We start from the raw sequence: 26,659 nt of genomic DNA, 5'->3' as shown, positions 1-26,659 counted from the left end.
TCATCACGGCAGCTTAGACAGGCTTTTATACTACTCAATACTATGGAACCTGGTTCATGAGGTTTGGTATCATTCCAACTATATTTTTCTTTCACCTGCATGTTCCCTGGCCACGCCTACACCATTCTTCGTTAACTGAGATTCAGTTTTAATGTGCACTTAATATATTTCTTATAAAGTTTTACTTTTTACAGAATTAATGATAATATTATTTGATTAACGAGAGGGTACTATGAAATTCATATTCTTTTGCTTCAGCCTGATTATTTTAAACAGTGCAGGCAGCTATGCGCAGACAGCGCCTGTGCCTGATAGCATTACCCTGGCAATTGCTCCTGATTATGAGAAGGTAAACAAAGCGCATATGCTCCTCCTGGGCAATAACTACCGCAACCTTTGGGCAACTCCTGTCAGCATGAGAGTGTTATGGCTGAGCCAGGAAAAAGGAGGCATGACCATTACACAGAAAGGGGGAGGGCAGCAGACCAAGTCGCTTCGTTTAAAGGATGCTGCAGGCAAGGAGTGGGTACTGAGAACAGTTCAGAAGGACCCTGGTCTGGCTTTGCCTGAGAGCCTGCGGGAAACAGTAGCCAAAGCCATTGTACAGGATCAGATATCTGCTTCTCACCCTTTTGGCGCCTTAGTTGTTCCGCCTTTGGCTGAGGCGCTGGGTGTGCCGCATGCAAACCCGGAGGTGGTGTTCCTGCCAGACGATCCTGCGCTGGGAGAATACCGTAGCGAGTTTGCCAACCAGGTTTATCTTTTTGAAGAGCGTGAACTGCTGGATGTGAAAGATTCAGACAACACGGAGACGGTACTGGAGAAACTGGAGGAAGATAGCGATAACCGTGTGAACCAACGGCTGGTACTGCGGGCACGGTTGCTCGATATGATTCTGGGAGACTGGGACCGCCACGAAGACCAGTGGAGGTGGGTTGAAACTAAAGATAAGATTGGGGATTACTACTTGCCAATTCCCCGCGACCGGGATCAGATTTTTTTCACAAACGAAGGCATCATACCTAAAATCGGATCACGCAAATGGATCATGCCCAAGTTCCAGGGCTTTGATGAAAATATCAGGGATATAAGGGGCTTCAACTTCAACGCCCGCTATTTCGACCGCAGGTTTCTCCTGAATTTAGGAGAAAATGATTGGCGGGAAGAGATAGCATTTGTGCAGCAAACACTCACAGATGATCTTATCCGGCAGGCGGTGCAGCGTATGCCGGATAAGATTTATGCGCTTTCGGGGGAAGATATCTATAGAAAAATTGTCTCGCGTCGGGACAACCTGGAGCAGCAAGCCTTAAAGTACTACCACTTCCTGGCAGAAGAAGTAGACATTCCCGGGACAGATAAGCGGGAACTGTTTGAGGTGCAGTATGAAGAAAACGGACGGGTTAAGGTAAGTCTACACAAACTGAACAAAGAAAGTACCCGGGGCAGGGTACTCTACCAGCGCACATTCAACCCCGAAGTTACAAAAGAGCTCAGGTTGTATGGCAGAGATGACAAAGATGTTTTTTCTGTCATTGGTAGCCATACTTCTCCAATAAAAGTAAGAATGATAGGCGGAGGAGAAGCTGATTTGTTTAGCGTACCTAACGAATTCAATAACAATAAAAAGCTATACATCTATGATCGGGCTGATAAAGACAATTCTTTTCCCAGGAAGTCGCTTGTCAAGCTCAAAACTTCCAGGGACAGCCTTGTGAATGACTATAATCACAAAGCCTTCAAGTATAATGTTCTCATGCCTTTGGTAACGGCAGGATATAATTTAGATGACGGCGTATTACTGGGGGCAGGCTTTCTGTATATTAAACATGGCTTCCGGAAAGAGCCTTTTGCTGCCAGGCACCGACTTCTGGTAGGGCATGCTTTGGCAACTAACGCTTTTTTTGCCCGCTATGAAGGCATCTTCTCAGAGTTTCTGGGCAACGATGATTTAAGTATAAAACTGGATGCACGGGCTCCCAACAACACAAGTAACTTTTTTGGGATAGGGAATGAAACCCAGTTTGTTGATGAAGGTAACCAGCCTATGCGCTATTACCGCACCCGCTACGACTTCATTAATGCGCAGGTTAAACTGCATCGTACTTTAGGAGAAAACTGGAAAGCAAATGCAGGCATTGCAGGGCAGTTTTACAGTAATAACCCTTCAGACAACAGCGGCAGGTTTATTATTTCTTATGATGAACAAAACCCGGGTGAGGAGATATTCTCCACTAAGATATATGCCGGACTTGTTGGCGAACTCGAACTGGATACCCGCGATGACACCTGGTTCACAACTAAAGGTGTATTCTGGAACACGGATGTTACTGTATCACAACAACTGAACGGCCAGGAAGACGCATACAGTCAAATTGCTTCTGATTTCATCTTGTACATTAGCCCTGGAAGCAGCTCGAATTTTACCATTATCAACCGTATTGGGGCTGGAACGACTGTTGGCGCACCAGCTTTTTTTCAGCAGCTGTACCTGGGAGGCAACAGGAACCTGCGCGGATACCGTAATTTCAGATTTGCAGGTGAAAGTATGGCCTATCATAACCTCGATCTCCGCCTGAAGCTTTTTGACTTTAACTCCTATTTGTTTCCTGGTTCAGTTGGGTTAATCGGGTTTAACGATGTGGGCAGGGTATGGGCTGAAGGTGAATCATCAAACGAGTGGCATAATGGGTATGGGGGCGGTTTTTATTTGATACCCGGCAAATCGATTCTGATACAGGGGCTTCTCGGTTTTTCTAAAGAAAGCACATTGCCTTATATTTCAGTGGGTTTCAATTTCTAATGGTTGCTTTGCAATTACGTTCTTCACCCAAAGGATATGAGGCTTTTCCTGCTACGTTTCCGGAACAGCAGCATGTATGCGTACGATTCAATTGGTTTTGGTATAAGGAATGTTTGACGAGGAAGATTACAGTAACGGTTTCAATTAAGAGGCATGTATGAATTCAGCCGGGGCAATCAGAAACTCTTTCAATCAAGTCATTGATTTCTGACGGGCTCAGGTAGCGCCATTCCCCGGGAGAAAGATTTCCGAGTTCGATGTTCACAATTCGGATTCGTACGAGTTTCTTTACCTGATAGCCTAGTTTGTAGCACATTCTCCTGATCTGCCGGTTGAGTCCCTGTGTCAGGATAATGTTAAAGGTTGTGTCATCCACCCACCTGACGGCAGCGGTACGGGTTTTTTGTCCCATAATCATTACACCAGCTGCAAGATTGTCTATTGCCTGCTGTGTTAGGGGGTGATCCACGGTTACCACGTACTCCTTTTCCTGGTGCCTCTCTGCGTGAAGAATTTTGTACAAAGTTTCGCCATCATTTGTGAGCAGCATAAGTCCCTCTGAGGCTTTGTCCAGCCTTCCGACAGGGAACACAGTTTGATTGAAATTCAGCGCTTCCAGAAGGTTACTTTCTATTTCACCATTCATCGTGGATTCTATACCGGGTGGTTTGTGGTAAGCCAGGTATACTTTTTTTTTCGGCTCATTTATAACCAGTTCATCCACCTGAACCTCATCTTCCGGAAGCAGTACCTGGGTTATTGTCCCTTTTTTTCCATTCACCAGCACCCTCCCCGAAAGAATATAATGGATAGCTGTCTTATTTGATAAGTTTAACTTCTGAACAACAAAAAACTTCAGGGAAGAACGGAGGGCTTTCATGTATAGCAGAAAGGCTGAATAAGAAATCAGTTGGTATTGGTTGTAGGCCAAAGCTAATCAATACGTAACGTTAATGAATGCCTCTCTTACTTAAATCGGTTTTGGATCGACCTTGAATGACTACAAAAGAATGCTCATCAACTCAATTGGACTTCCTTCTCTGAAGTTTTTTATTGTCAGTTATATGTCGCTTACTGGTTTTTGATCAGCCGGCCACTCATGCGGCTCTGGTTGTTTTGTATAAAGTATAAGTAAGTCCCCTTTGCCAGTTTCATATCACTTATTCGAACCTTATACTCCTCGCCTGCTTTAACATCACTGTTGAACAGCGTTCCTATTTTTGCGCCGATTATATTGTATAACTCAACAGTGGCTTTGCCGTTTTCTGTAGCCGTAAACCGAATGGTTGTTTGAGCAGAGAACGGGTTAGGGTAGGCACTGACTTCCTTAGAAATATTAGTTACTTCCTCTTCAGTAACTGCTGCCATGGACCCGGACGCAGTCATGCCATCGGGGTGTAGTTTCACTACCCACATATCAGCACGCAATCCCATTCTCGGACTGTAATGAAGTCCGGTGACATCCCCGTCTCTCGACTTGGTAGCCACAGCAAAATAATAACCGCCGTCGCTGGACTGCAGTTTCATATAGGGCAGGAGGGAAGAGAAGTAAATATATCCGCCTAAAGTAGTGGCTCCGCAGCAACCAGCCCAGTACCAGTCTTCGCCACTGCCGCCGTATACTCTGTCCCATTTTTTGTTCCCGTCAGCATCCAGCTTGAGCATCCAGTGACCAATATCGGATGATGTCTTTTTGCTGTTTGCTCCTGCCAGCACATACCCTGCATCAGCCGTTTGCTGCATAGTGTAGGGCTCATTATTGTAGTAGGCTCCCTCACTGCCGATGCCGAATTCTTTTCGCCAGGCCTCTGTGCCGTCAGCGTTGAGTTTCGACACGAGTATACCGCCTGAGGTTATGGTACTGTTGTCCTGGCCCATGCCGCTCACTATATAGCTGCCGTCTCTCGATTGTCTGACACTTTTATAACTTGAGCTCCCATTTTCGAAGTACTTCTTTTGCCAGCTTATAGCCCCTGCTGAAGTAAGTTTTACAATCCATATGCAGGAAGCAGTGGAAAAATCCCTTACATCTCCATCATTTGAATCAGTATTTGTTCCTACTATGCAGCCTCCGTCATTCGTTGGTTTCACCGCTGCAAAGTTCTCTAACCCGGAGCCTCCCAGGGTACGCTTCCATACTACGCCTCCTGAATTGTTCAGTTTCACAATCCATAGGTCCACACTTCCGTGCACTCCTGAAACATCTCCTCCATTCGTACTGGTCCGGCTGCCAACAATAAACCCGCCATCTGGTGTGAGCCCTAGCTCATTGAGTGTTTCTTCGCCACTGCTGCCCAGGGCACGCTGCCATTGTATGGCGCCTGTTTGTGACAGCCTGACAACCCAGGCATCTATGCCTCCATGATGGCCGGACACATCCCCATTTGTAGAGGAGGTGTTGCCCCCTACAATGAACCCCTGGGAAGCATTGTTTATGATTACTTCCTGCAGTGCCACAATCTCATCAGATGACCGGCCGCCCAAGCATTTCTGCCATTGGATAGCCCCTGAACCCGACAGTTTCACAACCCATATATCGCCTCCTCCTTTATATCCTACGACGTCTCCTTTTGATGATGCTGTAGTGCCACCAACGATGTAGCCCCCGTCTGATGTCGGCTGTATCAAAGCTCCCTTTTCCTGACCGGCACCACCAAGTGTCTTTTTCCATTGTATAGCGCCTGTACTATAAAGTTTGGCTATCCACAAGTCACCTCCACCGTGGTTGCCTGATACATCTCCGTCATTGGAGCCCGTTGCCCCTCCAACAATAAATCCCCCGTCTGCTGTTCCGTAAATGCTTTGTGGAACATCCTCAGCAGTGCCTCCAAGGGCCTTTTGCCACTGAATAGCCGGAGCCTGTGCCCAGGATGTAATTAGTAGGCTGCTGGCGATATACAATAAGAGGTAGAGCAGCAAAGCTTTCCGCTTTGAAATCGTAGCTAATTGTAATTTACTTAAAAAGGAAGTTCCCTTCCTGGATAAGTGTGAATGACAGGAACGTATAACGTGAAATACCATAAAAATGAAGAAAGGAAGATGGTTGGTTAATGTGTTACATCAGATGATGCTTTTGGAAGAGCATCGGGAGGGCTATCACAAATTGGTCGTAGCCAGGTTATGCGCAATAGCCACTCAAGCAGGAGAATTGTTACCCGACTATCCAAAACCTGAATAGCCGGGTGGGTATGTTTTACCTTTCCACGACCAGCTTCACAGTCTGCACCTTTTCTCCGGTATTCAAGCGAACCAGGTACATACCCTTAGACAGGCCATCAGCGCTTAACTCATATTCATAATGCTTTCCAGCCTCTGTCAGCCCGGCAGAAATGCGTTGTACCAGCGCCCCTTTCAGGTCATAGAGATCCAGTGCGTAATTGGTGTCGCTGTCGGTAGCGAAGGAAAGCGTGGTGCGGTCATGGAAAACGGTGGGGTAAGCTTGCAGGCCTTTCAGCTCAGGTTCTCCCATTGCGTTTTGCGAGAAGACACTGCTAAGACTTCTTCCTGCAGGCTTATGTATGATAACGTTGCCCTTGTCTATCGCATCACAGGGGCGTGCATTGTTATCCAGACTGGCAGAAGTACAGCTTACCTGGTTGTCGTACACTATACTGCCTTCGGTACCATCCTCATTTATTACCCAGATTTTGAGCCGAAGCCGGTCAGGGCCTGTATTGGTGCCAAGCTGGCCGTCGGTGGCGGCGATGAGGTATCCGAACCGGCGATTGTCTATGCGGACATCCAAACCCCGCTGATAAAGGAGCACTCCTTTGCCTTTAAAGAAGGCGCTGTTTCCGGAGATGACCAGCGATCCATCCTCCACGCTGGTGCTTCTAAAGATGGAGGGGCCAGTCTCAAGAATCACAAGGGCCGAACCGATAACCTGTTTCTCCTTCCTGTATTTTGCCACAAAGCCCCAGTATAATTCCCCACCCCGCTGCATGAGCTCGTAATCTGCGTGGGTGGGGGAATCGCTAGATCCTCCTCCGGATACGAAGCCGGCTTCAGGGTCATAGACGTGAACATAAAGAGCAGAGGTTTGGGAAGGGCAGCCCTCTTTGCCGCCATAGGTAACGCTCAGCTTGTAGGCATTAGGTTCGTCAGGCCAATCAACGGAAATGGAGCCAGTGCCCTGGCCGGTGAAGTCGGTGTAGGCCGAGCCATCAATGTCGGTAATAGTCCAGGTGTAGGAGGTGGCACCGGAGGAGGGAAGGGAGTAGACAGAGTTGCTGGTACCCACGGCTACATTCGTGCTTCCGGTAACGGCTACCTCTGTTATGGCCGGGCACTGGCTGTACTTGACGGTGAGGAAATCGTAGAGGGTCTCGGGGCTATAGCTGTATCCGGTGATGATGAGGTCTCCTTCATTACCCAATGCCATATCCACTGCCACATCCTCGTTGCTGTTTGCGCTGTTGTAGCGCTCTGCCCAAACCTCTTCACCGGTTGCTGCGTCATAACGCACGGTGGCAAAGTCGGCACTCTGGTCCTGGTTGTAGCTTACGCCTGTCACGTAAACACCTCCTGCGCTGTCTACTGCAATAGCAGCGGCAGTGTCGTTCCCGTGCGCGGGCCCGTTGTAGGTGCTGGCCCACGTTTGCACGCCGGTGGCGGCAGCATAGCGCACTGTGGCGTAATTACTGGTGCCATCTGCTGAACTGGTGCCGGTCACATAGACGCCTCCTGCAGTGTCCACTGCAATGGCCCGGGCTTTGTCATCGCTGCTGTCTCCCCTGCTGTAGCCACTAACCCAACTCTCAGCGCCAGTTGGGGCTTCGTAGCGGATGGTGGTGTAGTCATACCCGCCGGCAGCACTTCCGCTGTACCCGGTAACAAAGACACCTCCTTTACTATCAACGGAAATGTCAGTGGCAGCGTCAGTATTGTTATCTTCTCCTCCATAGCGGCTAGCCCAAGACTCTTCACCCGTGGCAGCTTCATAACGGACAGTGGCGAAGGCAGTATTGGTGCTGTCGACAGCGCTCACGCCTGTTACATATACCCCGCCCTTGTTATCTACGGTAAGAGCGGCGGCTGAATCCATGCTGGCACCTTCAGGTCCGCTGTAGCGACTAACCCAGGTTTCTTCACCAGTCGCGGCTTCATACCGCACTGTGGCGTAGTCGACGGTGAAATCCTCGTTATAGCTGTAGCCCGTGACATAGACGCCACCGGTATTATCTACGGCAATAGCACTAGGGAGATCCGTGAAGGAAGCAGGTCCATTATAGCTGCTGAACCAAGTCTGTTCTCCGGTGCCCGCGTCGTAACGAATAGTGAGGTAATCATAGGAAAATGAATTCCAGTTAAAATAATTACCGGTCACATAGACGCCGCCTGAGTTATCTACGGCGATGGCGTTGACCTTTGAATTAGATTGAAACTGCGCTACCCACAGCTGTTCTCCCCATGGAGAGTATTTGACTATCGTTATTCTCGTAGAACTTCTGTGGCTGGTACCGGTTACATAGCTGTTACCTTCAGAGTCCACAGCCACAGCTATAGAAAAGTCATTTACGTTTTCTGTCCTGTTATATCGCTGTACCCAGACCTCCTCACCTGAACTGGCGCTATAGCGAACAGTAGCAAAGTCTGCAAAACTTTCACCAGTGACAATCACTCCACCCTTGTTGTCAAGGGCGATGTCAAAAGCCAAATCAGGACTTTCATTGGGAGTGCGCACGGGGCTGTCATAGCGGCTGAGCCACTCTTCTTCACCTGTGGTGGCATTATAGCGCAAGGTAATGTAATCATCATCAAACACTTCATTGATGTAATCGCTGGTTTGGCTATAGCCAGTGATGAACACACCCCCCTGATTGTCTACGGTGATGGCAGTGGCTACATCAAAGCTTTCATTGTGGTCTTGGTAAGGCTTTACCCAAGTCTCCACACCTGTGGCAGCGTCATAGCGGACGGTGGTGTAACTGGCAGTAGGAAAATCCATGGTGAATTCCATGCTGGTACCTGTGACAAAAACACCACCCTGGTTGTCCAGGGCAATGGCAGTGGTATTGTTATCCGTACCAGGGTCTCCATCATAATTGCTGGCCCACAACTCTTCGCCCGTAGCCGCACTGTAGCGGATAGTTACAAAATCACTAGTAAAGTCTTCTTTAAAACTGTAGCCGGTAACGAAGGCACCACCCTGATGGTCAATAGCAATGGCAACGGCTTGGTCAGCTAAATCATTCCCACCATCGTAACGACTTGCCCAGATCCGATCTCCCGTGGCAGCATCATAGCGTACGGTGGAAATACCATTACCTGTGCTGGTGACATTACTGGTTCCGATGATGTAGATGCCTCCTTCATTATCTACAGCGATGTCACTCGCCACATCAGTCTGACCTCCATCATGAAGACTAGCCCAAATCTCGTTACCAGTAGCAGCATCATAGCGGAGAGTGGCAAAATCAGTGGTGTGGCAGGTTCCGTTCTCACATGCATAAGATGAGTCTTGAATAGAGCCTGTTACATAAACTCCGCCCTTGTCATCAACAACGATTGCAGAGGGGGAGTCATATTCTCCAGGTTCCCCATAGCGGCTAAACCAGGTTTGCTCTCCAGTGGCAGCATCATAACGTACAATGCCAAAATCTTGTCCGGTAGAGTCCTGAATGGCGCTCAAGATATAAACTCCTCCATGATTATCAACTGCGATGGAGACGGGGCTGAAGCTGTATAAATTCTTATTCAGGCTAACCCAAAGCTGTTCACCAGTGGGAGAGTATTTTATAGTTGTTACTCCAGAGGTGGAGGTAAGTGCTCTGGAAGAGCCGGTCACATAGCTGTTTCCTTCTGAATCCACGGCAAGAGCTACCGCAGATTCATATACGTTGGCCACGCCGTTCCAGCGCTGCGCCCATTCCAGTTTCGGCTGCTGGGCCATCGCCATTGTACTAACCAGGTACAGCAGCAAAAAGATTATAAATGGTAATTTTGTTTTCATAACCTAGATGTTTCAAGTTGTTTATCATCCCAAGTCATATGGTGGCTCCTGCCAGAGCGGCAGGCGAAAGACGTGCTCCGGGTAATGTAGACCCGGTGTTATAGAATGTCATGTTAGTAGACATTGATGATACTTACGACTACTTTCATACTAACTACGACTAGGTTTTATATTAAGATAATATTTAATTGGAACATTCTTATAATATTTAGTAAACCGATTCTGTAGCCAAGTTTAGGCTATGAAGTATAGAGAGAAGGGCAGATTGGAACTTTAATTTGTATAAGTGTTCTGATTATAAGTATGTTGTGATATTAATTTCACCTTTTGGGTTGCTGGTATATTTAATATGGCTGTCATTACTTGTACCGAGTTTATCATAAGCTTACTGAACAGCAGCATATGAACTAAATAATTAGGAAAATACGTATTAATTTTAGGATAAAATAGTAGTTATACGGTACATTTGATGTGTGAAATTTTGTAAAATTGTACAAGTGTATAATCTGTGATGCTATCTGCTGATTTGAGATAAGGTGACTAGATTGATTCGGAGCAGGCTGCTCTACCCGTATTACCTGTCTGAACACAACGACACTAATGGCAGAGTTCACCGCTAAAGTGTAGCTGCAGGAAGTATAAGTTAATTAATTATTTCTACCTGATGGATTTGTATTCTTTTCACCGCCAGACTACCAGGCGAAGAGCCTTGCTCCTCGTTCAGCAGGGTATGTTTTTAGCAACACGCCGGAAAGAGGACTTTATCTTTTCTCTCTATTACATGCGCACGTTCTTCGCAGAGGTATGGTACCTGCCGGGTGAGGACCGCCTGGGCATGGTTCGCGGCTTCAAAAGCGTAAAGCAGCTGGACCCTTTCCTGGATGACATAAACCTCGAAGAGCTGCTGAAGTAGGTGCTTAGGAACACTTTGCTGCAGTGAATATACATGAACAGGTTGCGTTACAGTTAACCCATGCTTATTAAACTAATCAACACCAAATTACACTGAGCCTATTCCATCATACCTTTGTTTCACTGATGTACCGGGGCAAACCCCCACTATCCCTCGGCGCTACGCTCGTTAGCTCAAAACTCCCGTTTTGGCAAATCCAAGGAGGGAAGCCCGCTGCTTCATAGGCGAAGGGCCTCTTCCATAGTCAATGTTTCACTACAAAAAATTGCCAGCACGAAGTGAAGGTGTTTCCAGTCTTTGGGTTGAGCGCCTGGGGTAAGGGGCCCTCTATTTGAAGATTTTTAGGTGCCGCGGGAGCGGCAGCGCCCTGGCGCAGAAAAAATCCCAGCGCGATGCCTGTAAGAGGGCCCCAACCCCACGATGAGGCCTCTCTCTTAAATAGGGCCCCTACCCCAGCTGGAGAGCACATACTTTTACAATGGAACTTTAGGTTTGTTGCCGCTGGATAAACTGATGCTACGGCAGCTTAGGCAAGGATTCTCATTTAACAAGTCTATACTATAGAAGGAGCTTCGGGAAAAAGCTATGATACAACCACTTTCAGTTGGAATTATCTAAGCCCCATCTTCAACAATTTTCTTTCTGCTCATGGGCAGGCGCCGTTTTGGAAGAAAGGTAACGCAGTTTTGAGTTACAGAAACGATTTACTCCCTTCTGAACTTGGATATAAAGGCATTCAACTAGCTACATATTTTCCAGTATCAGGACGGGCAGGTATCAACAGCGGAAAAAATATTACAGGAACTTAGAGAGCTTCTCCGCTGTAAGGGGCTTTTCGAGGTAATCGATGACGGGATACTGCTTTGCCCTAGCTATATCAAGGTAATGCGTGGAGGAGCTAACCAACACAACCCGAAGCAAGGCACAGCTTAAATCATCGGAGTGTTTCAGTTCCTCTAACAACTCAAAGCCATCCATCACAGGCATATTGATGTCCAGCAGAATCAGTTCCAGGTGTTGATCCCCTTGGCAGATCTCTCTTATAATATCCAGCGCTTCTTTGCCATGGCGGGCCGTCAGCAGGTCAACATCTAGTTTCAACTTTTTGATTATTCTTTGCGATGTCAGAATGGCGACAATATCATCATCCACCACTAATATACTTTTTAGTTGCTTCATTCTACAAACCCCGCATTAGGAAAAAAGGCCAGGTGCTCCGGCAGATAGGCCATTTATCTATACGGGGTTACTTTAAGTGGTACTTGGGGAACAGGAATAATTACAGTTTTTTTCAGTAGTTATTTTCAATTGACTGCGTGTTAATACTTATAGCTAAGTAATTTGCGATAGATAGTAAAGCGAGTTCATCCATTTACTATTCTCAAACATAATGTGGAGCTGATACATTATAAAGAGATAGGTTAAGCTGGTATTCTTATCTTAAAGTCCTGCCATTTGTATAAAAGTATGGAAGCCCGGCCTGTAATGCAGCCACTTTTTCGGAAAGCAGATGACATGAGCAACTTTCATTGCAGCCATCTTCTGTGCTCCTAACCGCCTGCGTAATCACAATCTGTTAGCGCGGTTTTAAAAAAGTTGCAACACTGATAGTGGTGAAATTGCATTTTGCTTTTGATCCTCCGGCTCCTTGTATAGCTTTTCACCCGCTCATGATAGCAACTTGCCAACTATTAAGCAGCATTGTTGCATAAACTCGATAAATAAATAATATCATACGTATAAATTATAGTATAATTAAATGTTTCAGCTGGCTTTTGGCTGTTATGCTTTTGCAAAACAGCAAGCTGCCTGTTCTGCGTTGTTTGAAATGCTATGTGTCCTCTGACACAACTGTGGTTTTACTTCAGCCACTTCTGATAGTGTGACTTCTATCGTATAAAAGTCTGCTTCCCCTCTCAAGTGGAGTGTTTAGCACTCAAATGAATCTCTGATAGCTTCTGATGACTGTCTGCTGGGTAGTTAAGTGAGCCAGGATTCATTTCTCCCTGCCCGTATAGTCCTGATTTTCCATTTCTAAATTTTACTGCTATGAAAGACCAAACACACACTACAAGCCAAGTGGCTACTCCTGCCATCAATCCCCAGAAGCTGGAGAGTTTTCTGGGCAAAGTTATCAACGATCTAGGTGCTACTTTAGGTACTTCCCTGGCGCTTCTCGGCGACCAACTGGGCCTGTACAAAGCTATGGCATTTGCCGGCCCCATGACATACCAGGAACTGGCTCAGAAGACCAAGACTGATGAACGCTATGTGCGGGAATGGCTTATCAACCAGGCTGCGGGCGGATATTTGGAGTACGATGCTACGCAACAGAAGTATGTGCTGCCTGATGAACATGCGGTTGCCTTAACCAGCGAGGACAGTCCTTATTATGTTGCCGGTGGTTTCCAGTCCATGAATGCCCTGACACGGGCAGTTGAGCGTATTGCAGAAGGCTTCCGCACTGGCAAAGGCATGCTGTGGGGAGAACACCACCACAACCTGTTTCAAGGCACAGAGCGCTTTTTTAAGCCCAGCTATCATGGAAATCTGCTGCAAAACTGGCTGCCGGCAGTAGAAGGAGCAGTTGAAAAACTTCAAAAAGGAGCGAAGGTAGCCGACATAGGGGCAGGGCACGGCATTTCAACACTTATCATGGCCCAAGGATTTCCAGGTTCCCGCTTCTATGGCTTTGATAATCATAAACCATCCGTTGAAAGAGCCAATGAAATTGCCCGGCAGGAAGGAGTAGGAGACAGGGTAGAGTTTAAAGTGGCGAGCGCACAGGAATTTCCTGGGGAAGACTATGACCTCATTACCTATTTCGACTGCCTGCACGACATGGGAGATCCTGTTGGTGCCCTGAAGCGGGCGTATCAGGCCCTGGCCCCGGATGGAGTTGTAATGGTAGTGGAGCCAATGGCGGGCAGAAAGACGGAGGAAAACTTTAATCCCGTTGGCCGGGTGTACTCAGGAGCTTCTGTATTGTGCTGTACACCTAATGCTATTGCTTCCGGTCCCTATGCGCTCGGAACTGTAGCGTCAGATGATGCTTTAGCGGAGGTAGCCACGAAAGCAGGCTTTACCAGCTTTAAAAGAGTGACAGAGACACCATTTAACCGCGTATTTCAGGGTAAGAAATAGCTGAAAAAGCAGTGCTGGAATTTTTTGCTGTTGTGCAGGACAACCTCCTGTTGATTAAGAAGAGACCTTTCTTCCTTGATACTGAATTGATAATAAAAATTAATTTTTTCTGTGCATTCTTATAGTAAAAGCCCCTCAGTTGCTGCTGAGGGGCTTTTACTATACCGAAAGAGAGAACTGTTGAATTTTATCCCTATAGATTTTATGGCTGTGGAAAAGCACCTGCAGGTAGGAGAGGAGCAGTAGAAGTAGCGAACTGTTCTTCTGCTACAGGCACATACGGAAGCGAAACGGTAAAATCACACCATTCACCTTCCTTAGAAGTTACCCTCATTTCTCCACCATGACCCTTCGTGATGATATCATAGGAAAGGGAGAGGCCAAGCCCCGTTCCTTGCCCTGTAGGTTTGGTGGTGAAGAAAGGCTGGAAAACCTTGCTCTTCAAATTATCAGCTACACCGGTTCCATTATCCCATACCCTAATCTCCACTTTGTTGCCTAGCCTTCTGGTGTTTACCACCACCTTCGGCTCATATCCTGAATCTACCAATTTCTTTTTCTGCTGCACAGCATAAAAGGCGTTGTTGAATAGGTTGAGCAGCACCTGTCCCAGTTCTTGCGGCACGACCTTTACCTTTTCCAGTTCCTGGTCATAGGTAGTGTCGAGGGTGCAGGTAAAGTCCTTGTATTTGGCTCGTATGCCACAGTAAGATAGGCGTAGGTACTCCTCGGTAAGGGTATTGAGGTTTACCAGTTGCTTTTCGCCGGTGCTGGGGCGGGAGTGCTGCAGCATGTTCTTGACAATGGCGTCGGCACGGCTTCCATGGTGGTGGATCTTGTGCAGGTTCTGTTGTATGTCTACTGAGATGGCTTTGGCCTCTTTTATAGCTCCTGTTTCCAGTTCTTGCTGCAGTTCTGTTAGCATCTCCTTGCTTAGCTCAGAGAAATTGTTGACAAAGTTGAGCGGGTTCTGTATTTCGTGGGCAATGCCGGCAGTTAACTCTCCAAGGGAGGCCATCTTTTCTTTCTGCACGAGTTGGGCCTGGGTGGCTTTTAAATCTTCCAGTGCAACTTGAAGTTCTTCTTTCTGATGTTCAACTTCTGCTGTACGTGTGGCAACCTGGCTTTCCAGTTGCCTTTTTTGCCGGAGCAGATTGCGGGAGCGGTAATAGACAAAGGCCCATATACTGCCAATTATCAAAATGGTATAAAGAATATAAGCCAACCCCGTACGCCACCAGGGGGGATGAATAATGATGGGTACAGACTTGCCTTCCTCATTCCATACTCCGTCATTGTTTGACCCTTTTATCAGGAAGGTATAAGTGCCGGGGGGAACGTTAGTGTAGTTGGCAATTCTTCTCGTACCGCTGTATACCCAATCTTTATCTATACCTTCTAATTTATACCTGTACTGATTTTTTGCTGATGACAAGAAGCTCAGTGCCGCAAACTCAAACCTAAAAAAGTTTTGGTCATGTTGCAGTACGATACCTTCTTCCCTGACTGGAACCGTCTTATCAAAGACTTTAAACTGGCAGATAGCAATCGGCGGCTTGGCTTGATTGACATAAATGTCTTCCGGATGAAACACAGTTAACCCATTTTTGCCGCCCAGGTATATCGTTCCGTCTTCATCCTGGAAGGTTGGGATCTTCGACTCTGGATATGCCTGCCAAAGACCTGGCAGTGAACCTGTCAGGCCATCATTTAAATCGAACCAATCCATCTTTAAAGTAACAGGATTGAAAAAGGTGATTCCTTTATTAGACGAAATCCAAATGTTGCCCTCCATATCACCTGCCAGGCCATCAATTTTATTTGACTGCAGCCCGTCTTCTTTCGTGTAAAAAGTAGCCTTTCCTGTGTTTGGCTCTAACCTGTTGAGACCTCCACCTGATGTTCCGATCCAGAAAACACCTTTTGTATCTTCATACAGGCAGGTAACGGCATCATGGCTTAAACTATTTGGCTTATTTTCCTCAAGCCGGTAGTGAATCGTCTTTCCGTCTTTTCGGTTTATTTGGAACAAACCGCCTCCTCCAGTACCCATGAATCCTGCTTTTGTGGCCACCCAAAGGTGGCCCTGCTTGTCTTCGTAGATGAACCGTACACCTTCTCCATCAAGTCGTTTTCGGTGCTTGTCTGTATAGATAGGGTGAAGGATAAATTTCCTGTTGGCTGCATCTAACCATTGCAACTGACCACCTTCTGTGCCTACCCATATAACCCCATTCCTGTCTTTGTACAAAGCATTTACGTTATTATGTGCAAGGCTACCGGTTTGGTTCGGGTCATGCTTGAACCATGTTTCTTGGTTTGTATGTGTATCCAGCCGAATAATTCCCCTATCGGGTGTGGCTAGCCAGAAAACGCCTGGCTTTTCTTCACAGGCACTATATATTGATGTACGACTGTTTGAACTTTTATCTTTTGGTGTTTCATAGATGACTGAGAAACTCTTTTCCAGTGGGTTGAAGCGAAGCAGGCTCCAGGTAGTGGCAACATAAACCTGCTTATCACTGCCTTTGAAAAGATGATATATCTGATTCACTCCCGGACCCAGTGCATTTTCCAAATCGTGCAGATAACGGTGGAACTTGCGGGGCTTAGGCGAAAAGAACAAAGCCCCTTTGCTTGTGCTTAACCAAACCAGCCCGCTTTGGTCTTTTAGAACCATGTGGGCAGCTTCCTGTGAACCAGGAAGATACTGCTCATGCTCATATACCGAGAGCTGCCCCGTCGCCAGGTCCAGTCTGTTTAAACCGCTTGCCGTAGATATCCAGCAACTGCCTTCATTATCATGCACAAGAGAAAGAACATAGTTGTCGCTCAGACTATTGGCTTGCTTCGGGTTGTGTTCATAGTGCGCCAGAAACCTGTTTTTAATTGGATCAAGCACAAACACACCTTTTGAGAGGGTGCTTAACCATAACAGGCCCTTATTGTCCTGGTAAATGTGGTGTACTTCTGTGTTGTAAAGAAAGGTAGTATCAGAGCCGTTTCCCCGGATATGTTGAAACTGATTGGTTTTTGGGTTGAACAAGTCTAGTCCCGTGCTTGTGCCCACCCAAAGCTGCCCGTCTTTGTCTACAAATAAAGCGGGCACCCGGTTACTGCTTATACTGCCGGGGTCACCTGGCGCATGGTTATAATGCGTGTACAAGTTCTTGCTGGAATTATAGCGGGAAAGGCCACCTGATAAGCTGCCAAACCACATATTCCCGCTGTGGTCCTGCTGAATGGTATGGATGGGGCCATTTGTAATAGTATTTGTGTTTAGAGGAGTGTGGTTATACAGTTTCCATTGGCCGGTTTGGGGGTTAAGTGAATTGACTCCACCACCAGCCCCAAGGCCAATCCAGATTAACCCATTGTTATCTGCATACAGACCATTTACGCTATTATCAGCCAGGCTATTCTTATTTCGTGGATCATGCTGGAAGTGGGTAAAGGTATAGCCATCGTATCTATAAAGTCCATCCAAAGAAGAAAACCACATGTATCCTTTACGGTCCTGCATGAGGTTAAAAAGCTCACCGTTCAGACCCTGCTCCATACCCAGCATTTCAAACTTTATTTCATTGTTCAAATAAAGGTCGTACTGTGGGACCTGGCACCACCCAACGGCCACTTGCAACAAAGTAAGGAAGGTTAGTAAAACCCTCTTCTGTATAATTTGCAGGCTATATTTACTTTTAACGGAAGTATTCATAAAAGCAGACTTTTTGACGAATACAATAGATTTTAACTATTCTGGAATGACAGATTTGGCAGAAGCGGGTTAAGTTGTAAATGAGGCCTTCTCTGGCAATCCCTGTGGTTCGATAGGCAATACAACAGGTAAAGGAAATAAGACATACTTCATTCTTCTGTTCATTTAAGAATGATGTACAAGTGCTATTGGGGCCGAACCACTTCTAAGTTGGTCGCGGGGTTAAACTGGCAAAGCAGGTTCATTGGACACTTGGGCTGGTCCTGCAAGGGCAGGAGTTGCAACAGGAAGCAAAACAATAAAGGAGAACACTCTCCCACCTACGACTCAATGAAGAGCCTGTAACAGGCTTAAAATCAGTACTAATATACGTTTTTTTACTATGGTTAAAATATAAAAAGGAATAATTTCGATATAGTGCCCTTCATTATTTCCTGAATGATGCGAAAAAAAGGTAGTAGAGATAAGGAAGGTTCCTTCAGAAGTAGACTTGTACATTACATTGTATACCTCCTATAGGGAGCAGCCAATGTTTTGATTGGGAATTAAGCAGATTAGCTGTATTAGTGTCCGGAGGTTATGCAAAAAGACCTCCAGCGTTAACTGAAAGCCTTTTTGTAGACCGAAGGAGTAAAAAATCGAACCTTATCCAGACTGATCTAATTGCTTTAAGAGATTATTTAGAGAAAGGGGAGGTATAGCTTACTTCTCCATGTACTGCTGCCAGTTCACGATCAGCACTTTCTCACCTTCCAGCAGCAGATAGCCATAGTCGTAGCAGAAGTGATAGGTGTTGCCCCCTTTGGTTCGGTAGAGGTGGGTGTGGTAGCGGAAGTCAAAACCCGCCAGTTCGAGCACCTGCCTGCGTAAGGTAGTTTTACCCACGGGGCTTGCCTTCTGCAGCACCTGCCGGTTGTGGCGCAGCGACGCGTTGACGCTGCGTATCAGCTTTTCCCCCTGGTCCGACAGCTTCCGGCTATGACCAGCCCTGGCGCGGCATTGATCCGAGCAGAATTTCTTGTCTGTTCTGCCCAAGATGGCAGTGCCGCAGTGCCCGCATGCCTTGTTGTTTTCTTCCATAGTTGCTTTGCTGCCTGTACACAACCGTAAATATCCGGATATATCCGCTTATATCCGGATACTTACGGACATATACGGATAGTTTACGGCTAAGGCTTGTGAAGGCCGTAGTTTAGGTGATGACAGACAACAAAGTAGGAGCCGCCTCCGCCACTGCGCAGGCCACCGTTTTTCTAAACTCCCTGGAGCACGAGGGGAAGAGATATATTCGCCTCTGGCACAAGCCAAATGCTTTTATCAGCAAGCGACTGAGGGAGGCGGCAACTTGGATAAAGTACAGCAAGACCTATAAATGCTTTGTAATGCACCACACCCCGCAGGCAATCGAGATGACGTACGCGCATTTCCAGGGTTTGGCACAGGTGAACACCAAATATCTTTACCGCCCTAAAAGGCTCAGGCCTGCAGAGGGGACCGTGGTGGTGGCTGGTGGTCATTGCTCAGAACCGATGGAGAAGGTGCCGGAGCGGCCGGTGGTGCGCCTGCAGCCCCTGGAGCATGATGGAAAGCCCCTGATTCAAATCACCCATGCTTACAGCAGGGACATCTACGAATGTCTGCGACTCAGCAAAAGCTGCAACTGGATTTCGGCGCTGAAGTGCTTTGCCCTGGATACTGACAGCCGCAATCTGCACCTGCTGCTGGACGAACTGGAGGGCATAGCGCAGGTGTGGCTGGCACAAACGCTGAAAGTAAGGGACCTGACAATTCAAAAGAGGCTCTGGGAGCAGACCTATGCCAAAGGCTCCTGCTATATCCCTTGCCCTATCGCTTACCTGGAAAAGCTTTTTCTGCTCAACTACTCCCTGAGTACCATCCGCACCTACCACAGTCTGCTGCTGCGGTTCCTGAACGGACACAGGGAGCAGGGGCTTGAGAAGATAAACGCCTTCTCGGCAGAGGAAATCAACCTTTACCACCGGGGCATGATACAAAGCCAGAAGTACTCCCACTCTACCATCAGTCAGAGCATTAATGCCGTTAAGTTCTATTTTCAGCGGGTGCTGGGAAGGCACAGCGTGAGGCCGGAGGACGTGGAGCGGCCAGAGAAACCGCACCGGCTTCCCAGCGTGCTGAGCAAACAGGAGGTGACACGTGTGCTCTCGGTGACGGAGAACCTAAAGCACCGCTGCCTTTTGCAGCTGCTCTATGCGGGGGGGCTGCGCATCAGCGAAGTCATTCACCTGCGCATCAGTGACGTAAAGTCAGAGCGGAACCTGCTCTTCATTCGCGGCGGGAAGGGAAAGAAAGACAGGACAACGCTGCTCTCCCAAAAGCTGCTGCATAGCCTCAGGGCATACTACAGGGCCTATAGGCCGAAGGTGTGGCTCTTCGAGGGGCAGACTGGCGGTCAGTACACGGTGGAGAGCATCCGCAGTGTGTTCAGGGCCAGCCTGGAGAAGGCTGGTGTGAAAACAAAGGCCACGCCGCACACGCTGCGACACTCCTTTGCCACGCACCTTCTGGAACAGGGAACGGATTTACGCTATATCCAGGTGCTGCTGGGGCACCGATCGAGCAGGACAACGGAGATTTACACGCACGTGATGAGCCACTCGCTGGAAAAAATCACAAGCCCACTGGACAATCTTTAGAATTATGTTATATTAGCTAAACTATATTTTACTATGAGTACTAGAATGAAGCCAGAAGGAAGAAAAAGAGAAAGTAGAGTAGGCGTAGGCACCTTCGCACATAGGCCCAATAACCGTATGTTTCCGCATATCCGGTAGTTACCTGTAACTGAAAGTATGAAACTTAACTTTGCTTCAATTATCGTTTTCAGTTGCATCCTCTGTTCATGCTCAGATGAACCAGAAGAAAGAAGTGGCTTAATTGACACTGACCCTCTTTATGCTTTTGGTGTTCTTTTAAAAGAAAGAATAGATAGCTCAACTGTATACACAGATTCCTTACTTAAAGAAAAAATTATGAGTGTGGAAGATGAAGTAGGCTCTAAGTATAACATGTTTAAAGTATTAAGAGTGGACAGCAACTCATATAAAATAGTAGCCAGCCCACTCAACTTCTCAAAGAATAGAGAGCCGTTTTACCTGATAACTGAGGATAGTGTGTATATACTTACAGCAAAGTCAATAAAAAAGAAAGAATAGCTTCAGGTAACAATGTACATAAGCCAAACTTCGGCTACGCCTCGTTCGCTTTATGTACTAACCGTTAGCAAACACTCTAAAGAATGAAATATATTTTATCAGCAGTGGTATTCTTGCTGCTAAGCTGTAACAAGCAGAGTATATCAGGCTCAAAAACCGATGAAACATATACAACTGCACTTTCTCAAGCAGACAAAGCTTATGAGAGTGACAACTTCAAACTTGCAGCTGAAAAATACACTACAGTTTTAGAAATTGATTCACTAAATGCTGAAGCATTGTACAGAAGGGCATTTTCAAAGGCAAAATTGGATGATTTTGAAAGTGCAGCAAAAGATTACCATAGGGTAGCAAAGCTTGGGTATAGACTTGCCGACTGCTATCATAACTTGGGACTCATTTACATGATTGCATTTCAGAACCACGAGAAAGCTCTCTACTATCTCAAAAAGGGTTATGAACTGAATCCGACAGTAGACAATAAGGGACTTATGGAGCTAGCAGAGGAAGAACTTTTGAAGGCTAAAAAAAAGAGTGATAGCTAACAACGCCTATAGTGCATAAACGCACCATAGCCCAGCCGTTGGGCCAAACTTATAATGATAAAGTTAAAAGTCTATATTGCTTTCTTACTCGCTGTATATGTTTTATATAGTTGCTCAGAGCCGAAGACTGAATTTCAGGTAGTTCAAGAGCAGTTAGTAGGGACATGGGAACTGGATAGCATTTTAACTGTAAGACATGGACTTCAGAAGAGAGGTACTTCTATTACCTTAACCTTTTTCAATAATGAAGACTTCCTTTACGAATGGTGGCAAACAGATGTAGGTGGCAAGTACAAGGGTAAATACTTCATCTCAAGCAACCCAAACAGAGGCTTAACGACTGTAACGCTTGTTCCTGATACAGTCAATTTAAGTAGCGGTACCTTCAGAAGACCTTATATTAATTTTGACATCATGAAACTGCAAGCAGATAGGTTAGTTACGTTAGACCAGTCCGAATTTATTGAAAGACAAAGTCAACCTTCTCTTCTGTTCACAGAGAAGAAAATCTATAAGAAAAGCTTAGCCCAACCAAACCTATAGTGCATAAACGCACCATAGCCAAGCCGTTGGTGGTAAAAAGAATGAATAAATTGTTCACTATCATATTGCTCTTTTGTACCAGTGTTTGTTTAGCACAAGCCTTACCTGGCGATTCTCTTAAAATAGAAATTGCTGAAGAGTTTCTAAAGAAAAGGCTTGGAGAGAAGGTGGTAAGAGATAAACTCGCCTTTGCTGGAATTTATGAAGGTCCACTTGATTTAGTAACCTTTGAGCTCAAAGGAAGAACAGAAAATAATAAGAACTTGGTTGTTATATTTTTAGATGGTGATAAAGTGGAGAGCAAGTTCAATACAAAGATTACCAAAGAAGATATTAGCAACTACTATAAAGGCCAACAAACAAAGAACTTGTTCTGGAATAAAGATTATGCTACTAATCTTGCCCAGAATTTATCCTTCGAAAAAGGAATAAAAGGGTGGGAAGTCAAATTAGAAGATATGATTTACGATATTTCTTGGAACATCTACTCTTATGCAAATGAAACATGGGACCCATACGAAGCAGGTGGAAAGGCATTAAAAATAAATGCTAAGACAGGAAAGTATGAAATTCAAGAGTGGTCAGAAATAGAATAAAAATTTCTTCCACCAACAAAACCTATAGTGCATAAACGCACCATAGCCCAGCACGTTGACAGTAATAAAATAAAATTTAGATCTATGAAAAGAATAGCAAAGCTTTACTCACTCCTCTTACTGTTGCTAGCCCTCCAGTCATGTGAGTCTGATGACGATATTACTCCTCAGGTTCAATGGGAGAAGATTGAATTCGCAGACCAAGGCCCCATTTACAGCATTCATGGGTCTTTAGAAGATGGTTTGCTTTTGGGCACGCTCAGGGGTGTTATAAAGGTTACTGATAATGGAAAAACCAGTAAGGAGGTTTTGAGAGTTGATACCCCAATAACTAATTTGATAAAAGATGGTGATGTGATTACTGCAGTAACAAATATCAAGAACTACTCTTCAAGGGATGGAGGAGAAACCTGGCACGATTCGGACAAAACTTACTCCCCATTTCATAACAGGGAAGTATACGATTCAAAAGGTATTATCTACCATCATGTGGCCTTGAATAACGGAGAGTTGGGCACCCCTAGTTTAATTATGAGGTCCTCCGATAGGGGCACGAATTGGGAAAATATTTTTCCTCATAAACGCAATGTATATTCCATGTATTTGGACAACACCGACAGGTTATACTTAGGTACTAGTGGCTCAGAGTGGGATGGACAAAGCTTTACCGCAATCTCAAATGCGGCTGTACTTTATTATATGAAAAAGTAAATTACCTCTGTCAACAAGCGCTAAAAATTACTAAAGCATTTTTTAGCAAAACCGTTGTACTTCATTAAAAGCATGGAAGAATTCTCAATCAGAGGAGATAACAGGAACTACATAAAAATCTCCTTTCAAGAAGTCTATGGCTTTCCTGAATCCACCTGTCATTGGGGTGGATATGAGTTTAGAGCTACTTTTGAAATAAAGTCTGGAAGCTTTACAGTTAAGTCAATCTTCTGGACATCAACTGGAGAGATGTATGAGTTCTACAAAAAGCTGAAAGCCTGTAACAGTGAGCTGAAAGGCAATGTGAATTTTGTCAACTATGAAGATAATTTAGATTTCACTGCTAAGTATGATGACTTGGGGCATGTGAAAGTTCAAGGAAGATTTAATGAGTTAGATGAGTTTAATAATGAGCTAATATTCGAATTTAACTCTGACCAATCTTTCATAAGCTCTACTCTTGAAGAACTAAAGCCGCTTGTTTTGAAGTACGGTGACATGAAAGGAATAAAAAAATAACGAAGTACAACACAATGTTTAAGTTACCTTGCTAACGCGTCGGCATCTTAAGCACGCGGCCGTTGTGAGAAAAAAACATATGAAATTTTTAAAAAACTTACTTGTCTTATTAGTATTAGTTATCGGCTTGACTTTTACTACTCATCCTGCTTTTTCACAAGAAACATTCTATATCAAGCCTTGGAAAGGGAAACATCAGATACCAACTAAAAACGTTGTCTTTGTTATCGATAGTTTAGGAAACGAGGAGAGCTATCGGGCTTTTGAGACCATTATCGAGGAGCTATCCCGTCACCTGAAGACAAGTGGAATCCACTGTAATACAGTGCGTTTGGAAGATTTTAAAACAACTGAAGAGGAAAGTAGCAGTTTAATGTTATTCATGTCGTTGGCAAAGCCTGCGTATGTCTATTTAGGCGGTAAAGAAAATGATATACCGCTTTGCAATAGAATTATATTTAAACAGGTTAACTTTTTAGCACCTAAGGTAAAGCATAATATTGCAACAGTTATCTCTATTTCAATAGATAAAAATGATGAAGCAATAAAGCCATTAGCAGAAGAACTGTCAAACAAATTATCGCAACATTTTGCTGCAGTTAAAAATTAACATTTCTCCTCACAACACGGCACAGGCTCTATTCTCGGCTGCGCCTCGTTCATAGCCTGTACAAAACGTTATAATGAATTCTCCACAACAGGCAAGCGAGATTAAATTCTCTTGCTAACGTCAAAGTGAAAGCGACGGAGTGGATCGGAAATAATGATTTTTAATAAACTGCAAATAGCTGAGATTCAATAATAAAATTTGACGTTAGTCAAGATTATAAACCCGACATTATAAAACAGATTGCTTAAATAATAATTTTGATAAAAAATTATAGAAAATGAAAAAAATAATTCTAATTCTCACGTTGATGATTTTTATTCAAAGTTGTGAGAAAGATAATGCCGATATAAAAGTTCATTTAAATGAAAACTGGAAACAATTAAATATTGGAACTGACGCCAACTTGACAAAAGCTTTTTTTATTGATGATCAAACTGGTTTCGTAGCAAGTGTGCCTTCGATTGATTCTTTAAAAGAAAGTATAAAACAAAACCTGAATTATATGGACCTTCTCGGTTCACCAACAATTATAATTGATACAAATCAATATTATTCATACCAGGCAAAAATTGTTTTATCAAGAAATCATAAACCTTCTTTTTTTAAAACAACCAATGCAGGAAATACCTGGACCAGTATATCTACCCCTTTTGCTTCACAAATTACTGACATTTTCTTTCTTGATGAAAATTATGGATTTGTAACTACAGAATACGAAGGAATATTTAGAACTACTGATGGTGGTAAGGTTTGGACGAAAGTTCTGGCAAGCTTTATTTTCCCTGGCAATGGTAGGGTAGTTCTTAATCCCGATTACAAAATTCGGTTTTTTAATAAAATGGAAGGTTTTGTTCAAATTAAAGATAATAGTAATCATTATATGCTTATCCAAACGCAGGATGGAGGTTTAAGCTGGAACTTTATTTCTAACAACGCCGATAATTCAAAACCTAACTTTTTTTCTCATAGAGTAAGAATATTGGCAGACAATAAAACAGGTTTTCTCATCAGCAGACAAGGGAAAATCTATAAAACAACAGATAGAGGAGCAAACTGGAACCTGATAAGGCAAATGAACGAATTTTCAATCGATGCCTCTTTTCTTAATGAAGATATGGGATATTATCTCACTACACAGGACATTCTTAAAACTGGCGATGGCGGAAAGAACTGGGAACAAATACAACCACAAATGCCTAATACACCTGACATTGGTCCTGATAGCCAAATATTTGGATTTAGTACTGGTGAAATTATTACAACTAATTTCTATTATGGTAGAATTTACTTATCAAAAAATGGAGGTGTAAATTTTGACTTAATATTAGATAAAGGTGAAAAACAATTGAATGACGTTTGTTTTCCAACCCCCAACACAGGGTTTGCCTTAGGGAATCGTGGTCAAATTTATAGATATTCAAAGAAATAACGCATTATAACAGTGCATATAAGTAATGGCGGGGTTTATAGGTTTTCCAAGCGCATTAATTCTATTGTAGTTTTTACCTCTTGGGAGAATGACTTGCTTCGGAAATCCTCCACTACTCATATGCGTATCGTTACCTGTATTTAAAAGTATGAAATTCAACTATGTTTCGAGTCTCTTTCACAGTTTCATCATCTGTTCTTGCTCAAATGAACCTGAAGAAAGAGTTGGCTTGGTTGATCCTGACCCTCTTTATGCTTTTAGTGTTCAATTAAAAGAAAGAGTCGACAGCTCAACTCTATACACAGATCCTTTACTTAAAGGCAAAATCAAGAGTATAGAAGATGAGGTAGGCTCGAAGTACAACATGTTTAAAGTATTAGGAGTGGACAGCAGTTCATATGAGGTAGTAGCCAGTCCATTCAACTTCTCAAAGTATAAAGAGCCATTTTACCTGAACTGAGGATAGTGTGTTCATCCTCACAGCAAAGTCAAAAAAGAGAAAGAATAACTTCAGGTAACAATGTATATAAGCCATGTTCGGCTACGCCTACGGTGAATTTGACAGAGCAAGATTCTCTAAATTCAGCGCAGAGCTGAAAGCAGAGATGCGGGAAATACAGGTGAACCTGGAAAAGCTCTCTGGTCCTTTATCGAACCACAGAATGCTGCTTAAGAATGGGCTTAAAGTGATGCTAAACTTCTCATCCACATGGAGTAGCTGATGCCTCGAAACGGAAAAGACTTCAGGCACCGGTGTTCCCGGAAGGGGTAGCTTATAGCTGGGAAAACGAGGCTTATCAAATCCTAAGGGTGAACTCCTTTTTCGGCCTTGCCAGCGAGTTTTCTCAGAAAATGGGGCATAAAGAAAGAGGGAAAAGCAGCTGTGAAACTGACTTTTCCCTCTTGGTAGACCTCAGTATCGAACCTTATCAACAAAGATTTTATGGCTATGGAAAAGTATCTGCAAGAGGGGGAGGGGCGGTAG

Annotated in this window: 20 protein-coding genes; 14 read left to right on the top strand and 6 right to left on the bottom strand. The window is 44.8% G+C overall.

Features of this window, described 5'->3' with window-relative positions; genetic code table 11:
- The first annotated feature begins 232 nt into the window (after positions 1-232).
- Positions 233-2,803, top strand: coding sequence for a BamA/TamA family outer membrane protein (locus ACFS7Z_RS22030; RefSeq protein WP_377489644.1), 2,571 nt, complete (start codon positions 233-235; stop codon positions 2,801-2,803).
- Positions 2,804-2,966: 163 nt separating this feature from the next.
- Here ACFS7Z_RS22030 and ACFS7Z_RS22025 read toward each other — a convergent pair whose 3' ends face one another.
- The 3 genes from ACFS7Z_RS22025 to ACFS7Z_RS22015 all read right to left on the bottom strand — a co-directional run bounded on the left by ACFS7Z_RS22025 (position 2,967) and on the right by ACFS7Z_RS22015 (position 9,755).
- Positions 2,967-3,683 (bottom strand): pseudouridine synthase, encoded by a 717-nt coding sequence (locus ACFS7Z_RS22025; RefSeq protein ID WP_377489641.1) that lies wholly within the window; start codon positions 3,681-3,683, stop codon positions 2,967-2,969.
- 191 nt (positions 3,684-3,874) lie between these two features.
- Positions 3,875-5,722, bottom strand: a complete 1,848-nt coding sequence (locus ACFS7Z_RS22020; protein ID WP_377489638.1) for a T9SS type A sorting domain-containing protein — start codon at positions 5,720-5,722, stop codon at positions 3,875-3,877.
- 274 nt (positions 5,723-5,996) lie between these two features.
- Positions 5,997-9,755: an SBBP repeat-containing protein gene (locus ACFS7Z_RS22015; RefSeq protein WP_377489635.1), complete on the bottom strand. Its 3,759-nt coding sequence runs from the start codon at positions 9,753-9,755 to the stop codon at positions 5,997-5,999.
- 664 nt (positions 9,756-10,419) lie between these two features.
- Between ACFS7Z_RS22015 and ACFS7Z_RS22010 the strand changes: the two genes are divergently transcribed.
- Complete coding sequence (locus ACFS7Z_RS22010) at positions 10,420-10,668, top strand: hypothetical protein (RefSeq protein WP_377489632.1); 249 nt, start codon at positions 10,420-10,422, stop codon at positions 10,666-10,668.
- A gap of 795 nt (positions 10,669-11,463) precedes the next feature.
- Here the strand turns inward: ACFS7Z_RS22010 and ACFS7Z_RS22005 are convergent.
- Complete coding sequence (locus tag ACFS7Z_RS22005) at positions 11,464-11,847, bottom strand: response regulator (protein WP_377489629.1); 384 nt, start codon at positions 11,845-11,847, stop codon at positions 11,464-11,466.
- A gap of 870 nt (positions 11,848-12,717) precedes the next feature.
- Between ACFS7Z_RS22005 and ACFS7Z_RS22000 the strand changes: the two genes are divergently transcribed.
- Positions 12,718-13,812 (top strand): class I SAM-dependent methyltransferase, encoded by a 1,095-nt coding sequence (locus ACFS7Z_RS22000; RefSeq protein WP_377489626.1) that lies wholly within the window; start codon positions 12,718-12,720, stop codon positions 13,810-13,812.
- A gap of 202 nt (positions 13,813-14,014) precedes the next feature.
- Here ACFS7Z_RS22000 and ACFS7Z_RS21995 read toward each other — a convergent pair whose 3' ends face one another.
- Both ACFS7Z_RS21995 and ACFS7Z_RS21990 read right to left on the bottom strand, forming a co-directional pair.
- The gene (locus ACFS7Z_RS21995; protein WP_377489623.1) at positions 14,015-17,404 is read right to left on the bottom strand and encodes a sensor histidine kinase; all 3,390 of its coding nucleotides are present in this window, start codon (positions 17,402-17,404) and stop codon (positions 14,015-14,017) included.
- Between the two features lie 825 nt (positions 17,405-18,229).
- A complete protein-coding gene (locus tag ACFS7Z_RS21990; RefSeq protein WP_377489620.1) occupies positions 18,230-18,607 on the bottom strand; it encodes a hypothetical protein in 378 nt (125 codons plus the stop codon).
- A gap of 119 nt (positions 18,608-18,726) precedes the next feature.
- Here ACFS7Z_RS21990 and ACFS7Z_RS21985 point away from each other — a divergent pair, with 119 nt between their 5' ends.
- The 11 genes from ACFS7Z_RS21985 (at position 18,727) to ACFS7Z_RS21935 (ending at position 26,396) form a co-directional block, all read left to right on the top strand.
- Positions 18,727-20,202, top strand: coding sequence for a tyrosine-type recombinase/integrase (locus ACFS7Z_RS21985; RefSeq protein ID WP_377489617.1), 1,476 nt, complete (start codon positions 18,727-18,729; stop codon positions 20,200-20,202).
- A gap of 156 nt (positions 20,203-20,358) precedes the next feature.
- Positions 20,359-20,721 (top strand): hypothetical protein, encoded by a 363-nt coding sequence (locus ACFS7Z_RS21980; protein WP_377489614.1) that lies wholly within the window; start codon positions 20,359-20,361, stop codon positions 20,719-20,721.
- Positions 20,722-20,804: 83 nt separating this feature from the next.
- On the top strand, positions 20,805-21,266 hold the full coding sequence (locus tag ACFS7Z_RS21975) for a tetratricopeptide repeat protein (RefSeq protein WP_377489611.1): 462 nt from the start codon (positions 20,805-20,807) through the stop codon (positions 21,264-21,266).
- 54 nt (positions 21,267-21,320) lie between these two features.
- Complete coding sequence (locus ACFS7Z_RS21970; RefSeq protein WP_377489608.1) at positions 21,321-21,809, top strand: hypothetical protein; 489 nt, start codon at positions 21,321-21,323, stop codon at positions 21,807-21,809.
- Between the two features lie 41 nt (positions 21,810-21,850).
- The gene (locus ACFS7Z_RS21965; RefSeq protein WP_377489605.1) at positions 21,851-22,405 is read left to right on the top strand and encodes a hypothetical protein; all 555 of its coding nucleotides are present in this window, start codon (positions 21,851-21,853) and stop codon (positions 22,403-22,405) included.
- An 84-nt stretch (positions 22,406-22,489) separates the two neighbouring features.
- Positions 22,490-23,116 carry a WD40/YVTN/BNR-like repeat-containing protein gene (locus ACFS7Z_RS21960; RefSeq protein ID WP_377489602.1) on the top strand — a complete coding sequence of 209 codons (627 nt, stop codon included), beginning with the start codon at positions 22,490-22,492 and terminating at the stop codon, positions 23,114-23,116.
- Positions 23,117-23,188: 72 nt separating this feature from the next.
- Entirely contained in the window at positions 23,189-23,635 is a 447-nt protein-coding gene (locus tag ACFS7Z_RS21955; RefSeq protein ID WP_377489599.1) for a WapI family immunity protein, read from the top strand.
- 79 nt (positions 23,636-23,714) lie between these two features.
- A complete protein-coding gene (locus ACFS7Z_RS21950; RefSeq protein ID WP_377489596.1) occupies positions 23,715-24,245 on the top strand; it encodes a hypothetical protein in 531 nt (176 codons plus the stop codon).
- Positions 24,246-24,522: 277 nt separating this feature from the next.
- Positions 24,523-25,674: a WD40/YVTN/BNR-like repeat-containing protein gene (locus tag ACFS7Z_RS21945; RefSeq protein WP_377489593.1), complete on the top strand. Its 1,152-nt coding sequence runs from the start codon at positions 24,523-24,525 to the stop codon at positions 25,672-25,674.
- A gap of 148 nt (positions 25,675-25,822) precedes the next feature.
- Positions 25,823-26,134 (top strand): hypothetical protein, encoded by a 312-nt coding sequence (locus ACFS7Z_RS21940; RefSeq protein ID WP_377489590.1) that lies wholly within the window; start codon positions 25,823-25,825, stop codon positions 26,132-26,134.
- 73 nt (positions 26,135-26,207) lie between these two features.
- The gene (locus tag ACFS7Z_RS21935) at positions 26,208-26,396 is read left to right on the top strand and encodes a hypothetical protein (RefSeq protein WP_377489587.1); all 189 of its coding nucleotides are present in this window, start codon (positions 26,208-26,210) and stop codon (positions 26,394-26,396) included.
- The last annotated feature ends 263 nt before the right edge of the window (positions 26,397-26,659 follow it).

The sequence above is a fragment of the Pontibacter toksunensis genome (assembly GCF_042686245.1).
GTDB classification, from domain to species: Bacteria; Bacteroidota; Bacteroidia; order Cytophagales; family Hymenobacteraceae; genus Pontibacter; species Pontibacter toksunensis.
The sequence above is the reverse complement of the archived record's forward strand: the minus strand, read 5'-3'. Positions and strand labels throughout refer to the sequence as shown.

Excerpts from the sequence above, each read along its gene's own strand:
- ACFS7Z_RS22030 (WP_377489644.1), top strand. The coding sequence starts at position 233 with ATGAAATTCATATTCTTTTGCTTCAGCCTGATTATTTTAAACAGTGCA.
- ACFS7Z_RS22025 (WP_377489641.1), bottom strand. The coding sequence starts at position 3,683 with ATGAAAGCCCTCCGTTCTTCCCTGAAGTTTTTTGTTGTTCAGAAGTTA.
- ACFS7Z_RS22015 (WP_377489635.1), bottom strand. The coding sequence starts at position 9,755 with ATGAAAACAAAATTACCATTTATAATCTTTTTGCTGCTGTACCTGGTT.
- ACFS7Z_RS22010 (WP_377489632.1), top strand. The coding sequence starts at position 10,420 with ATGGATTTGTATTCTTTTCACCGCCAGACTACCAGGCGAAGAGCCTTG.
- ACFS7Z_RS22005 (WP_377489629.1), bottom strand. The coding sequence starts at position 11,847 with ATGAAGCAACTAAAAAGTATATTAGTGGTGGATGATGATATTGTCGCC.
- ACFS7Z_RS22000 (WP_377489626.1), top strand. The coding sequence starts at position 12,718 with ATGAAAGACCAAACACACACTACAAGCCAAGTGGCTACTCCTGCCATC.
- ACFS7Z_RS21990 (WP_377489620.1), bottom strand. The coding sequence starts at position 18,607 with ATGGAAGAAAACAACAAGGCATGCGGGCACTGCGGCACTGCCATCTTG.
- ACFS7Z_RS21985 (WP_377489617.1), top strand. The coding sequence starts at position 18,727 with ATGACAGACAACAAAGTAGGAGCCGCCTCCGCCACTGCGCAGGCCACC.
- ACFS7Z_RS21980 (WP_377489614.1), top strand. The coding sequence starts at position 20,359 with ATGAAACTTAACTTTGCTTCAATTATCGTTTTCAGTTGCATCCTCTGT.
- ACFS7Z_RS21975 (WP_377489611.1), top strand. The coding sequence starts at position 20,805 with ATGAAATATATTTTATCAGCAGTGGTATTCTTGCTGCTAAGCTGTAAC.
- ACFS7Z_RS21970 (WP_377489608.1), top strand. The coding sequence starts at position 21,321 with ATGATAAAGTTAAAAGTCTATATTGCTTTCTTACTCGCTGTATATGTT.
- ACFS7Z_RS21965 (WP_377489605.1), top strand. The coding sequence starts at position 21,851 with ATGAATAAATTGTTCACTATCATATTGCTCTTTTGTACCAGTGTTTGT.
- ACFS7Z_RS21960 (WP_377489602.1), top strand. The coding sequence starts at position 22,490 with ATGAAAAGAATAGCAAAGCTTTACTCACTCCTCTTACTGTTGCTAGCC.
- ACFS7Z_RS21955 (WP_377489599.1), top strand. The coding sequence starts at position 23,189 with ATGGAAGAATTCTCAATCAGAGGAGATAACAGGAACTACATAAAAATC.
- ACFS7Z_RS21950 (WP_377489596.1), top strand. The coding sequence starts at position 23,715 with ATGAAATTTTTAAAAAACTTACTTGTCTTATTAGTATTAGTTATCGGC.
- ACFS7Z_RS21945 (WP_377489593.1), top strand. The coding sequence starts at position 24,523 with ATGAAAAAAATAATTCTAATTCTCACGTTGATGATTTTTATTCAAAGT.
- ACFS7Z_RS21940 (WP_377489590.1), top strand. The coding sequence starts at position 25,823 with ATGAAATTCAACTATGTTTCGAGTCTCTTTCACAGTTTCATCATCTGT.
- ACFS7Z_RS21935 (WP_377489587.1), top strand. The coding sequence starts at position 26,208 with ATGTTCGGCTACGCCTACGGTGAATTTGACAGAGCAAGATTCTCTAAA.